General features: G+C 49.0%; 15 protein-coding genes. 11 read left to right on the top strand and 4 right to left on the bottom strand.

Going from position 1 to position 13186, the window contains the following annotated elements; translation table 11 throughout:
- From PCH02S_RS21965 to PCH02S_RS21920, 11 genes are all read left to right on the top strand, one after another.
- Nucleotides 1-1227 (top strand): ATP-dependent helicase C-terminal domain-containing protein (locus PCH02S_RS21965; protein ID WP_281282279.1); only part of this gene is annotated, 1227 nt, incomplete at its 5' end.
- Nucleotides 1228-1270: 43 nt separating this feature from the next.
- Nucleotides 1271-2005 (top strand): hypothetical protein, encoded by a 735-nt coding sequence (locus PCH02S_RS21960; RefSeq protein ID WP_127456092.1) that lies wholly within the window; start codon nt 1271-1273, stop codon nt 2003-2005.
- Entirely contained in the window at nt 1998-2261 is a 264-nt protein-coding gene (locus tag PCH02S_RS21955) for a hypothetical protein (RefSeq protein WP_127456091.1), read from the top strand. Before PCH02S_RS21960 ends, PCH02S_RS21955 begins: the two co-directional genes overlap by 8 nt.
- A gap of 35 nt (nt 2262-2296) precedes the next feature.
- Nucleotides 2297-2938, top strand: a complete 642-nt coding sequence (locus PCH02S_RS21950; protein WP_127456090.1) for a class I SAM-dependent methyltransferase — start codon at nt 2297-2299, stop codon at nt 2936-2938.
- A gap of 385 nt (nt 2939-3323) precedes the next feature.
- A complete protein-coding gene (locus tag PCH02S_RS21945) occupies nt 3324-4421 on the top strand; it encodes a GntR family transcriptional regulator (RefSeq protein ID WP_127456089.1) in 1098 nt (365 codons plus the stop codon).
- 79 nt (nt 4422-4500) lie between these two features.
- The gene (locus tag PCH02S_RS21940) at nt 4501-6180 is read left to right on the top strand and encodes a ribulokinase (RefSeq protein ID WP_127456088.1); all 1680 of its coding nucleotides are present in this window, start codon (nt 4501-4503) and stop codon (nt 6178-6180) included.
- A gap of 42 nt (nt 6181-6222) precedes the next feature.
- Nucleotides 6223-7710, top strand: coding sequence for an L-arabinose isomerase (araA, locus tag PCH02S_RS21935; protein WP_127456087.1), 1488 nt, complete (start codon nt 6223-6225; stop codon nt 7708-7710).
- A 202-nt stretch (nt 7711-7912) separates the two neighbouring features.
- A complete protein-coding gene (locus tag PCH02S_RS21930; RefSeq protein ID WP_127456086.1) occupies nt 7913-8914 on the top strand; it encodes an aldose 1-epimerase in 1002 nt (333 codons plus the stop codon).
- A 106-nt stretch (nt 8915-9020) separates the two neighbouring features.
- A complete protein-coding gene (locus tag PCH02S_RS35830; RefSeq protein WP_164819681.1) occupies nt 9021-9176 on the top strand; it encodes a hypothetical protein in 156 nt (51 codons plus the stop codon).
- Between the two features lie 72 nt (nt 9177-9248).
- On the top strand, nt 9249-9581 hold the full coding sequence (locus PCH02S_RS21925) for an ASCH domain-containing protein (RefSeq protein ID WP_127456085.1): 333 nt from the start codon (nt 9249-9251) through the stop codon (nt 9579-9581).
- 69 nt (nt 9582-9650) lie between these two features.
- Nucleotides 9651-10094 carry a DUF2269 family protein gene (locus tag PCH02S_RS21920; RefSeq protein WP_127456084.1) on the top strand — a complete coding sequence of 148 codons (444 nt, stop codon included), beginning with the start codon at nt 9651-9653 and terminating at the stop codon, nt 10092-10094.
- A 2-nt stretch (nt 10095-10096) separates the two neighbouring features.
- Here the strand turns inward: PCH02S_RS21920 and PCH02S_RS21915 are convergent, their stop codons facing one another.
- The 4 genes from PCH02S_RS21915 to PCH02S_RS21900 all read right to left on the bottom strand — a co-directional run bounded on the left by PCH02S_RS21915 (nt 10097) and on the right by PCH02S_RS21900 (nt 13159).
- A complete protein-coding gene (locus PCH02S_RS21915; RefSeq protein WP_127456083.1) occupies nt 10097-10795 on the bottom strand; it encodes a class I SAM-dependent methyltransferase in 699 nt (232 codons plus the stop codon).
- Nucleotides 10796-10947: 152 nt separating this feature from the next.
- Entirely contained in the window at nt 10948-11373 is a 426-nt protein-coding gene (locus tag PCH02S_RS21910; protein WP_127456100.1) for a threonine/serine exporter family protein, read from the bottom strand.
- A 2-nt stretch (nt 11374-11375) separates the two neighbouring features.
- Nucleotides 11376-12155: a threonine/serine exporter family protein gene (locus PCH02S_RS21905; RefSeq protein ID WP_127456082.1), complete on the bottom strand. Its 780-nt coding sequence runs from the start codon at nt 12153-12155 to the stop codon at nt 11376-11378.
- Nucleotides 12156-12403: 248 nt separating this feature from the next.
- Nucleotides 12404-13159, bottom strand: coding sequence for an alpha/beta hydrolase (locus PCH02S_RS21900; RefSeq protein WP_246069200.1), 756 nt, complete (start codon nt 13157-13159; stop codon nt 12404-12406).
- Nucleotides 13160-13186: the final 27 nt, after the last annotated feature.

Below are 13186 nucleotides of genomic sequence, written 5' to 3'. Positions count from 1 at the left end.
CGGCTTGCGCACATGGTGCTGCAAGCCATACCGCTTGAGCTCGGCGCGCTGGCGTGCGAGCTCGCGGTCATGCTGAGCGAGCGCGACATCCTGTCGAGCGCTCGGGGCCGTGATGCGGATGCGCGCACCCGCATCGAAGTGCTTTGGCGCGCTGCGCAGGGTGAGCAGCGCGCAGACGTGGACTTTGGCCTATGCCGCCGGATTACGGCGGAGGCCAAAGGGTTGATGCAGTCGCTCGGCTTGCGGCCGAGCGAGCAGCGGGCATCGGCGAGCGGCCTGCTGCTCGCCTTCGCCTACCCCGATCGCGTCGCGCAGCGGCGATCGGCAGGGCGGTTCTTGCTCAGCAGCGGGCGTGGCGCCGTGCTGCCTGAGCTGCAGGAGCTCTCGAACGCACGCTATCTCGTCGCGGCCGAGCTGGATGATAACGGGGCGGAAAGCCGGATTTTTCTGGCTGCCCCTGTACAGGAGGAAGATCTGCTGCAAGCTTTCGGAGATCGCCTCCTGGAGGAACAGGAAGTGCTTTGGGATGCAGCGGCCGGTGCAGTCAGAGCCAGACATCGCCTACGGTTAGGCGCGATTATACTGAAAGAGAAGCCCTTGCAGGAGCCTGATCCAGAGCTGCTCGTACAAGCTTTGATTGCCGGCATTCGGGCTGAATCGCTGGAGCTTCTGCCTTGGAGTCGCAGTGCGCGCCAACTGCAGGAGCGAGTTGTTTTTCTGCATCACCATCATGCAGGCGAATGGCCGGATATGCGCGAAGGCGCGCTGCTCGAAGCATTGGAAGACTGGTTAGCGCCGCATCTATTCGGGATGACAAGCAAAGGTGCCCTTGGACGGCTTAACTTGACAAATATATTAGAGGAAATGCTAACATGGGAGCAGCGGCGTTGGTTGGATGAGTGGGCGCCAACGCACATTCAAGTGCCAAGCGGTTCTCGCATTCCCGTTGATTACAGCGCGACAGAATCGCCAACTTTATCTGTGCGTCTGCAAGAAATGTTCGGCTTGTCGGATACCCCGCGAATTGCCAAAGGGCGGGTGCCGCTTACGCTGCATTTATTATCGCCGGCACAGCGTCCCGTTCAGGTGACGAAGGATTTGGCGAGCTTTTGGCGCGAGGCTTATTTCGAGGTCAAAAAAGATCTCAAAGGCCGCTATCCCAAGCATTATTGGCCGGACGATCCGATGGCCGCAATGCCGACGAATCGAGCGAAACCGCGGGTTTGACTTATTTGGCACAATGGGTGCCGTGAAGGGAACTGAGTGATCCATGACCGTTCACTCCGAATCGGAGGAAATCGTCATCTATATAACAGCCGGTTTTGCTACGGCGCCGGATTTTTTGGACAGTTTTGGCGCAGCCCTGGCCGCTCGCTTTGAAGAGGCGGGTAAACGTGCCCGCGTTGTAATACATTTTCCTTATGGAGATTGGAGTCGGCAGCGGCAAAAGCAGCTTCGTGAAATTACAAGTGATATGTGGCATAATGCCCACCGGAAGCCATCGCGATATGGCGGCAAAAGCCTGGCCAAGTTAGTCACCGACCAGTGGAACCTTGGTCAAACTTTGCTTTTTATCGGGCACAGTGCAGGTGCCGTTGCTTCTATTCAAGCGGCAGGAGCTTTGATGAAGGCAGGTCTCCCCGTTCTTGGCGTGATCCAAATCGGATCGCCGAAATGTGCGATTTCTCCTGAATTGAAGGATCGCGTATTATATATCAATGGGGTCAATCCCATGGACCAAAAAGTAGACCCGATCCCGCGTCTCGGCACCTGGGGTGGCTGGATCAAATCACGTTTTGGATTATTACGTTGGCACCGTTTGAAGCATGCGCCCATTCATATGAAAACTTTGCCAATGATTGGCGGGCATGCGGATTATTTTAGAGATCACAACCCTTACATATGGCAGGACGCAACGAATTTGGAAACGACGATTGCATCCATCTGGTCGTGGTTGGCACAACAGCAGGAACATTTTAAAGAAAAGGAAGATGAAGATGTTTAACATTTTAAAAGCAAATATGGCATACAGCAAAGCGGAGGGGTACCTCGGTCATGTGCAGTTTAGCGTAGAAGGTCACGAGCATCCTTATGAAATTACGCTGCAAAGCTTGCGTGGCAAAGACGATTGGAGTTATGCGCTGAACTTTTTGAGTGAATCCGGTAAAGAAGAGGACATTGAAGCGGTTGAAGAGCTTTTGGAAGAAGACGAGTGGTTTGATTTGCTTGTAAATGCGGGACTTCAAGTTTTAGAGAAGTAGTTGGATTGTGCACAGGCGTAAAGGGGGATGACAGCTTGGATTCATCAAATGATGCTGGGGTCAAACAGGTGCTGAAGGCGAGTTATGACCAACAGGCTAGACAGCGAAACGGAGAGACGATGCAGTCTTGGAAGATAGATGAGCTGGATGGCTTTCTAGCGAGATTGGAGAAGGCTGGCGGCAGCAAACGTGTGTTAGACCTTGGGAGCGGTCCAGGTCATCAAGCTGACTATTTGCGGGAACACGGCTGCGAGGTGGTATGCATCGATTTGTCTGAAGAGATGGTCGCCATTTGCCGTGAAAAAGGGCTCGAAGCTTATGCCATGGATTTCTTCGCTTTGGATTTGCAGCCAGCTTCGTTTGATGCGGTTTGGTCAATGAACACGCTGCTGCATGTACCGAAAGATAACCTTCTGCAAGTGCTCAGGAACGTTGAGCGCGTGCTGAAGCCTGACGGTTTCTTCTATTTGGGCCTCTATGGCGGGTACGAAAGCGAAGGGATTTGGGAGAACGATTCGTATCGACCACAAAGGTTTTTTGCTTTTTATGAGGATGAACACATTCAGAAGAAAGTGAGCGAGGTGTTCGATCTCGAGCGTTTTAATGTGCTGCAGATGCCGGAGATGCAGCCTAATTACCAGTCGATTATCGCGAAGCGCCGACAAGTAAACCCGTGATCTCACGGGTTTTTGTTTTGATTTTTACATTGTAATGGGGGAGGGCAGACGGTCGCGCAGCAGTAATTAACGCCGACTACTCCTGCTAATTGGGCAGTATTTTCTACTTTATCCTAAGTAACCGGATTTCCTCCTGTTAATTTCAACAAGTGAGGAAGTTTCCAGCCTGCTATCGAAGATTTGGATGCGGTTTTTCCAGTTAATTTCCTGTATGCAGCCGGAACAGCTCAGATTAGGGGTAGATTTTCCTTCTATTCGAGTTGAAGTACGATCCGGGACATTACATAGTTTTAAAGGTATATGCTGTCCCTCCCCAATATGTACATACAAGTTAAGCGAGTGTTATAATACGTTCAGAATCAAACGCCTGAGGTGAAAGCGAAACATGAAAGAAAAGCAAATGCCGAAATACTTGCAGTTGAAACAGGAAATATTAACTTGGCTTCATACGGGGAGATTGAAACCGAACGATCAGATGCCGTCAGAGAACGAAATTGCCGAACAATTTCAGATGAGCCGTCAAACGGTGCGTCAGACATTTGGCGAACTGGAGCAAGAGGGCTGGCTGTACCGGATGCAGGGAAAAGGCACTTTCGTCTCTACGCCCCAAACGCAAAAAAGCCGTGATGTACAGACAATCGGCATCCTGACCACGTATATATCCGATTATATTTTTCCTCATATTGTGAGAGGGGCGGAATCAGCTTTACGTGCAAGAGGCTACAGACTAGTTTTGTCGTCAACAGACAACGATAAGGACAAGGAAAAGGAAAGTTTGACGATGATGTTAAGCCAGCCCCTAAGCGGGCTGATTATAGAACCTACGAAAAGCGCGGAAGGCAACCCGAATCTCAACTACTATCTCTCGCTCGACTATCAGCATATTCCGTATTTAATGATTAATGAACGTTATCCAGAGATGAACTGCCCGTCTCTGGTTGTCGACGATGAAGAGGGCGGCTTCAAGGCGGCGCAGCATTTGATCGAGCTGGGACACCGCAAGATTGCCGGATTTTTTAAGACGGATGACTTGCAGGGGGTCAATCGCTTGAAAGGATTTATTCGCGCTCATCACCATTACCAGGTTCCTTTATTGCCTGAGCTTGTCATCCACTACACAACGGAGGAAAAAAGGCAGAAGCCTTATGAACATGCGCTTTCGCTGCTAGGCCATGTGGACGAGCGTCCAACGGCTTTCGTCTGCTATAACGATGAGCTGGCTGTCCACTTGCTAGAAGCTGTACGTACCTTAGGGCTTCAAGTGCCTCAAGATGTTTCGTTAGTCGGTTTTGACGACTCTTCTTTGGCGATGGCAACCGAAGTGAAATTAACGACACTTTCGCATCCCAAAACCGAGTTAGGCACAGATGCTGCTGAGCTTTTAATTGATATGATTGAGAATAAGCGAGTAACGGGAAGAGAGACAGGCAAAATCTATAAGCCTGAACTCGTGGTCAGGGAGTCTACGATCCGCCTTTCATAAGAAGAAAATTCATCTAGCCAACTTGTACGTACAAGTGTTATACTTGATATAGAGATTGGAAATTCGAAGGAGGTTCTCTATGTCTAAGAAGTATGCAATTGGCGTCGACTATGGGACGGAATCCGGACGCGCCGTTTTGGTCGATTTGAGTGACGGCACAGAGGTTGCAGATCATGTAACCCCTTATCCGCACAATGTGATTGACGAGAAACTGCCGAATTCCGGCATTAAACTTGAATATGACTGGGCGCTTCAGCATCCGCAAGATTATTTGGATGTGCTTACGCGCTCAGTACCTGCTGTTGTGCAAGCTTCCGGCGTTGACCCAGCCGACATCATCGGTCTTGGTATTGACTTTACAGCCTGCACGATGCTTCCGGTCGATGCGCAAGGCCAACCGCTTTGCTTCAATCCGGAGCTGGCGAATCAGCCGCACACCTGGGTGAAACTGTGGAAACATCATGCCGCTCAAGACGAAGCGAACCTGATTAACGAAATCGCTGAGCGCAGAGGCGAAGATTTCCTGCCTCGATACGGCGGTAAAATTTCATCCGAATGGATGATCGCGAAGGTATGGCAAATATTGAATGAAGCTCCTGACATTTATGAGCAAACGGATCGCTTCCTGGAGGCGACGGACTGGGTTGTATCACAAATGACAGGCGCTTCTGATATTGTGCGTAACAGCTGTACGGCCGGCTACAAAGCTATCTGGCATAAGAAGAAAGGCTTTCCAAGCAACGAGTTCTTCAAAGCATTGGACCCGCGCCTGGAAAATGTCACTGAGAGTAAGCTTCGAGGCGAGGTTGTGGCGCTTGGCACCAAAGCTGGCGAATTAACGGAATCGATGGCCAAATTAATGGGCTTACAGCCAGGCATCGCTATTGCTGTAGGGAATGTAGATGCCCACGCGGCTGTACCAGGTGTCGGTGTTGTAACACCGGGTAAATTGGTGATGGCGATGGGAACTTCGATTTGCCATATGCTTCTTGGTACAGAGGAGCGGGAAGTTGAAGGCATGTGTGGTGTTGTTGAAGACGGCATTATCCCTGGATATTTGGGATATGAAGCTGGGCAATCAGCTGTAGGGGATATTTTTGCTTGGTACGTGGAACAGGGAGTGCCTGCTTATGTGCAAACTGCGGCAGAGCAAGAAGGAACGAATGTGCATGAATGGCTGGAGCGTCATGCATCCGCTTACAAACCAGGTGAAACAGGTTTGCTTGCGTTGGATTGGTGGAATGGAAATCGGTCCGTGCTGGTAGATACGGAGCTTAATGGCCTTATTCTGGGCTATTCGCTTTTGACGAAGCCGGAAGAGGTTTACCGATCGCTGCTGGAAGCAACCGCTTTTGGAACTCGTAAAATTGTCGATGCTTTTCACAATAATGGCGTTGAGGTACAGGAATTGTACGCATGCGGGGGACTTCCGCAAAAAAATCGCTTGCTGATGCAGATTTATGCGGATGTAACGAATCGTGAGATTAAAGTCGCGGATTCCAAACAAACGCCGGCACTAGGAGCCGCCATGTTCGGGGCCGTGGCCGCAGGCGCAGCTAACGGAGGTTACGATAGTATCGTAGATGCCGCGCAAAAAATGGCGCGTGTACGCAAAGATACGTTTAAACCGATCCCAGAAAATGTCGCTGTTTACGAGAAGCTTTACCAAGAGTACAGCAAGCTGCACGATTATTTCGGCCGCGGAGAGAACGATGTCATGAAACGTCTTCGTGCAATCCGTGAGGAAGCGCGGCACTAATTCACATTCATCCATTTCCATTATCCAAGGAGGCAAATTGCCATGAAAGCTTCAGCAGAAAAAGTATTTTGGTTTGTAACCGGAAGTCAACACCTATACGGACCTGAGACATTGCTTCAAGTAGAAGATCATTCGAAGCAAATTACGGAAGGGATTGATCGTGATCCTTCGATTCCTAGCAAGCTTGTGTTCAAACAAGTTTTGACAACGCCGGATGCGATTCGCAGATTATGTTTGGATGCCAATGCAGATGACAACTGTGCAGGTATCATCACTTGGATGCATACCTTTTCTCCGGCGAAAATGTGGATTGCAGGCCTTGCCGAGTACCGCAAGCCGCTCTTACACTTACATACACAATTTAATCGTGATATCCCGTGGGAAACGATTGATATGGATTTCATGAACCTCAATCAAGCGGCGCATGGCGATCGCGAGTATGGTTTTATTGGTGCACGCATGGGTATTTCCCGTAAAGTGGTTGTTGGTTACTGGGAAGATCCAGCCGTCCTCTCCCGTATTGCGGGATGGATGCGTACAGCGACGGCTTTTGTTGAAGGACGCAGCTTGAAAGTGGCTCGTTTTGGCGATAACATGCGGGAAGTGGCCGTAACTGAAGGGGATAAAGTTGAAGCGCAGATTAAATTCGGCTGGTCGATTAATGGTTATGGCGTAGGCGACCTTGTTCAGCGCGTAAGAGACATTTCCGAATCGGAAGTGGATCAATTAATGGATGAATACAATGAAGTTTATGATATAACACCTGAGGGGCGCTCAGCAGGACCGGTACGTGAGGCGATTCGTGAGCAAGCGCGTATTGAACTTGGGATGAAAAGCTTTTTGGAAGAAGGCGGATTCGGGGCGTTTACGACGTCGTTTGAGGATCTTCACGGCCTGAAGCAGCTGCCTGGCCTTGCTGTGCAGCGTTTGATGGGGCAAGGTTACGGCTTCGGCGGCGAAGGCGACTGGAAAACAGCTGCACTCACGCGTGTCATGAAGATTATCGCAGGCAATAAAGGGACTTCCTTCATGGAAGATTACACCTATCATATGGAGCCAGGAGCGGAGCTTGTGCTTGGCGCACATATGTTGGAAATTTGTCCGACGATCGCGGCGACACGTCCAACCATCGAAGTTCATCCGCTTGGTATCGGCGGGAAAGCGGATCCAGCGCGTCTTGTTTTCGACGGAGCTTCCGGTCCTGCGCTGAATGCATCAATCATCGATATGGGCAACCGTTTCCGGTTGTTAATTAACGAAGTGGATGCCGTGCAACCCGTGAAAGCGATGCCTAAGCTGCCAGTGGCGCGCGTTCTTTGGAAGCCTCAGCCGTCCCTGCGTGATTCCGCAGAAGCTTGGATCTATGCGGGCGGAGCGCATCACACGGTTTTCTCTTACGAGGTAAGCACGGAGCAATTGGTAGATTGGGCGGAACTGGCTGGCATTGAAGTTGTCATTATTAATAAAAATACATCTACGCTGCAGTTCCGTAACGAACTACGTTGGAGCGAGGCTGCTTGGAAGCGCTAGGATTGCAAGCTGTCAACTGAACGTAAGACCGAGGACCGTTCTTCCCTAGTGGGAAGACGGTTTTCTTTGTCCACCGTGAAGAAGTCACTTTTGTCGATATCGGCGCAATTTTCGTCCATTGACTTCCTTGTTTCTCATGCTTTAAAGTAAATTCATATGAGCCTGTCCAAATTATGGGCATCGCAATAGGAGGATAACACAGATGACAACGAAAGCTTACGAAGGTATATTCCAAGGAGAGAAAGCGGTTTGGCTGCAAGCGGGCCGTTATGAAGCAGCGGTATTGCCGGAAATCGGCGCGAACCTGATTGCTTTTAGAGACAATGAGAAGGAATACCGTTTTCTGCGTGAGCCGTCCCTGGAAGAAATGGAAGCGTTTAAAGCACGTCCAATTATCCACGGTATTCCTGTCTTATTTCCGCCAAACCGTTACGAAGACGGAAAGTTCCCATGGAAAGGCAAAGTTTTTCAATTTCCGGTTAATGAGCCGAAAACGGGCAATCATCTGCACGGTTTTGTCCATGATATTCCTTGGGAAGTAGAAAGATTTGGCACAAATGAAAGCGAGAGCAGCGTTACTTTGGCGCTGAAAGTAAGAGAAGGGCATTCCGTATATACCTATTTACCGTTCGAGTTCACGCTTCGTTTGACTTATGTGCTGAATCAATTCGGTTTGCAGCAGCATATTTCGGTCCATAATGAAGGTCAAGAAGCGATGCCTTGTCTGATTGCCTACCATACAACGATCAATGCGCCTTTTGCGCCGAATTCGCAAGCAGCGGATTACACCTTCAAAATGACCATCGGCAACCGCTGGGAAATGAGCGAGAGAATGCTGCCGACTGGCGAGTATCAACCGCTTTCAAGCGAAGAAGCGAAGATGAAAGTCGGAGGTTTGTCGCCATTCTTCGAGTCGATGGACAATCATTACACGACGGCTCCGCAAAATGGACGAAATTACATGGAATTGACAGACGCACGCGAAGGCGTCAAACTGGTGTATGATGTGGGCACATCCTATAAACAGTGGATGATCTGGAACAATGGCGCTACAGAGGGCTTTTTCTGTCCGGAGCCGCAAATGAATTTGGTTAACGCTCCGAATGTCGATATGCCGGCTGATCAAATCGGTCTGGTGAGTTTGGAGCCAGGTGAAGTGTGGAGCGAGTCTGCTCGTCTTTACACGATTGAAATCAAGAAATAAGGCAATAAGGCAATAAGTCAGCCCCCTTTTGACGCATGGAGAGAATCCACCGTGATGCTCTGCAAGCGGGGAGGGGGCATTTTTATCGAAAGCTCAGGTGAACCGCATGGACAAAGAACAATTACTCGCAGAAAACGAACGTTTGAAGCAGGAGAACGAGAAGCTGAAGCAGGAGATAGCCAAACTTCGCGGCGCTAAGCGGCCAACAGCAGGTTCGATGGACAGCATGTCTACGAAACTGAAGGAAGCGCTCAGAGAGTAGGGAATCCGGGGTCGTTCGACAAATCGGATCTCATTCGTTATAATGAGTACTGGAAAAAGGAGGGAAACATGAATGAACGAAACATTACCGCCAAAAACTTGCACCATCGACCGCCTTGTGACCAAAGAAGCTGAAGTAGGCAAAGTGCTAGCCGGCCAAAAGACAGCTTGCAGACGCAATGGGCGTTATGCAGACATCGGTGAAACGATGGACCTGCAAGGCAATTCTTTTACTGTAACCAAAGTCTATCAGCAAGCGCTCGGTGATCTTACAGTGGAAGATGCCATCGCGGAAGGACATGCAACGATTGACGAATACCGCGATAGTATCCTATCCATTCATCCCGGCATGCCTTGGCTGCCGCAAATGAAAGTATGGGTACACGAATTTCAGAAAGCCGAATAAGTAATGAAAAAAACAGTGTGGATCGCAGGATCTACACTGTTTTATTGAATTTTTCCTACAGAATGGAGGATGGCGTTGTCCTGGTATATCTTGCTTTTATATCTTCATATTTTTAGTGTTGTACTCAGCATTGGCCCTTATTTTGTGTTATTCCCGTTATTGATTAAAATAAGAACCGCCCCGTTTGAACTCCTTCCTGAGTACTTGGAGCCTTTCCGGATTACGGTTCGACTGACGAAACATGCTGGACATGTGCTGGTAGCGACCGGAATTTTGCTTACTTGGCTGACCGAATGGACGTGGAAAACATCCTGGATCGTTTTCACGGTGCTTATTATGGTAGCATCCTTATATTTCATTGCGCGTGCATTTTCACCGCTGCTGAGAAAGCTCCGTGCGCCGCACGAGGACCGGAACGTATTGGTGAACCAACTGCGCAGCGCGTTAATCTGGTACGTGATCATTACGTTGTCGATGATGTGGTTCATGGTAGCGAAACCTTCGTTTTGGTAACCTTAAGCTCCCGGCTTCTGAGCAAACATGACGACAAAATTATAATATTTGTACACACAATCAACATCTGCGAAACCGCTGGCTTTCAGCCATGCAAGCTGCTGGTCGAGAGGCGCCATTTTATCCAGTTTGGTTCTTTCATAGGCAGCTTGAAGCGCTTCGCGGGTTAAGTCAGTCGCCTCTATTTTCGCCTCCCAATCCGCGCGGTACAAATGATCAAGAAAAGGTGATCTTCCTAGAACTTGATCCGCATTTACGAAAATGCCCCCAGGCTTTAACAGCTTAAAAATCCGCGCATATAAGTTCTGTTTGGCTTGATCCTCCAGATGATGAATGGACAAAGCCGATACCACACAATCAAAGGGTTCATCCGATTCGAAAGCGGTATAATCTCCTGCCTGAATCGTTAAATTTGCGTTCATCTCACCAAAGCGCAGCTTCGCGATGTCTAACATCCCCTGCGAGAGATCAATTAACGTCAGCTTCGCATCCGGATATTGGCCCAGGATATAAGAGGAGAGCAGGCCCGTTCCTGCACCTAGATCAAGGATGCGAGGCGCAGCTGTTTGCGGCTGAACAAGCGATGTGGCCGTCCCATAAAAGTCGTCAAAACATGGAATGAGCTTCCTTCGTTGACCGTCATACTTCTCAGCGACTTCATTGAATTTCGTTATCAGCTGGTTATTGTTTTTGTCCGTCATAGAAATCATCTCCATATCGTTGTTTGGCGAGACTTGCTTCTTGGGACTATTTTATAGGGAAAAGAAGTTAAAATCTAAGACATAAATCCGATTATGGTTATAGGTTAAACCTATCAAAATGAAGCGACCTATTAAGATAGGTCGGAAAAAGGCTATTTTGCCCGGCGGCGAAAAAGCTGATTCAACACTTCGGAGAAGACTAATCCGATCGCGATTGCGCCCGAAAGCATGAAGGCTTTGGCAGCCAGCTGCACGGCAAGATCGTAATGATTGAGCACGGCGTTTTTCATCGCGTCATAAGCTAAGCCGCCTGGCACTAAGGGGATTATTCCCGCGACACTGAACACAATGACCGGAGTTTTATATATTCTTGCAAAAAATTGACTGATGACAGTTACGAGAAAGGAAGCCATCAACGTTGACAGAATTGGATCTAATGGAATCAATTGTGTTGAAACGTAAATCATCCAACCGACCATTCCAATGAATCCACATTGTATGATCGTGCTTCGCGGCACATTGAACAAGATGGCAAACGCTGCTGTGGAGACGAAGCTGGTGACGAGCTGCCCAAGCATATTCACACCATACCCTCCCCATTGTAAAAGGATAGTACAAAGGCAATGCCTGCCCCGATGGCAAAAGCCGTGAGAAAAGCTTCTGCCCCCTTGGAAACACCTGACACAAAATGTCCGGCCATTAAATCCCGCACCGCGTTCGTAATGAGAAGCCCTGGAACTAGCGGCATAACAGAACCGATAATGATCGTATCCAAATCATGGCCAAAGCCAATATGCACGAATAAGAAAGCTAACACTCCTATGAATAATGAGGCCAGAAATTCAGCAAAAAACTTAATACGGACTAAGCGATTAAAATAACCGAGGAAGGCTAAACCTGCCCCACCTGTAAGAAAAGCCGGCAGGAAATCATGCCACATTCCTTTGAACATGATTAAGAAACAAGCGCTCGCAACCGCGGCTGCGAGTATTTTTGCCCATGTCGGGAAGCTGGTATTGGCCGCATCGATCTCTGAAAGCAGGCGATAGGCTTCTTGGGGTGATAAATCTCCTTTGCTGATGCGTCTGGAGATGGCATTCACGACGGTCACTTTATGCAGATCGGTGGATCGGGCCGAAATCCGAATCAGTCTTGTCGTCTGCTCAGGCCCATCGATGGAGAATATAATGCCGGTGGGTGTGACGAAACTATGCGAATTAGGGACGCCGAAGCCTTCTGCAACGTGCGTCATCGTATCTTCGACACGGTACGTTTCACCGCCGTTTTCGAGCATAATTTTACCGGCTAATAAACAAACTTGCGCAATTTCATAATTGGTTGGTGGGAGAGGTTCCTTCATTGCTTGTCTCCTGTTTTTGTATTTGACCAAAGTATAATACATTTTGGCAGTAATTCCTAAGACAAGCCTAACGCATGTTGAAGAGCTAGTAAATAGAACTGGACTTTTATATACCCGGTCCGCTTTGGCATTGACGTAAGAACCCAAACCGAGGTGACAGCTATTGACCGGCATGTCAAAACATAGGGGTGTCACATCAGGTTATGAAAACTTGATGGACAACCCCTTTTTTATACGGTAAATTCAACTTAGTGTGCTTGCTTGGCAGGATGAACAGCTGATTCCCAATCCAGCAGCAGCTTGACGGTTTCATCCAATTGCTGCTCGGCAGAAATTTCTGCAGGGTGATCCCCTTTCTGAAAACCGTAGCTGCCGAATTGCGAATGGTTTCCGCCGCGGATTGTATGATATTCCGTCGTACTTGGTAAATCGCTTTTTGCTTTGGTGAACGCAGCCATATTGATGGCTCCATCATTGGAACCAACGACGGAGAACACGGGCAAATTAGACGAAACCAAGCTTCCTTTGGGATCAGGATAAGATGCAAAGAAAAACACACCTTCCAAATCGCTGGCATGTGCTGCAGCATATCGAGCTGCCATCACGCCGCCAAGCGAATGACCGCCAAGCAGGAAGGTCTCATCAGGCTGTTTCGCTGCAATGATCGGTTGAGCACGATCTCCGCCGAAAACGGCCAGATTCAGAGGCATTTTCACAATATAAACGCGATGACCTGCTTGCGCAAACGCTTTCGCATAAGTCGCATAGCTCTCCGGCTTTACGAGACCGCCGGGATAATAAATGATGCTGGGTTGCACAGGTGTTTTGGGTTCAAAACGGATGAGCCGTTTCTCTTCACTGACCGTAATCTCATCAGTAGACTGCATGGCAGACAACGCAGTCTGACTAGGTTGGTAGGGTCTTAAATACCAGTAGATTAATCCCATCAGAAGGATAAGAAGGGCTAACCCCGCTTTCCACCAGTGGCGTTTGAAAGCTTTCACGATCCATCACCTCTCGCCGAGTAGGTT

Source organism: Paenibacillus chondroitinus NBRC 15376, from assembly GCF_004000765.1.
Taxonomy (GTDB): Bacteria; Bacillota; Bacilli; order Paenibacillales; family NBRC-103111; genus Paenibacillus_E; species Paenibacillus_E chondroitinus.
The sequence above is the reverse complement of the archived record's forward strand: the minus strand, read 5'-3'. Positions and strand labels throughout refer to the sequence as shown.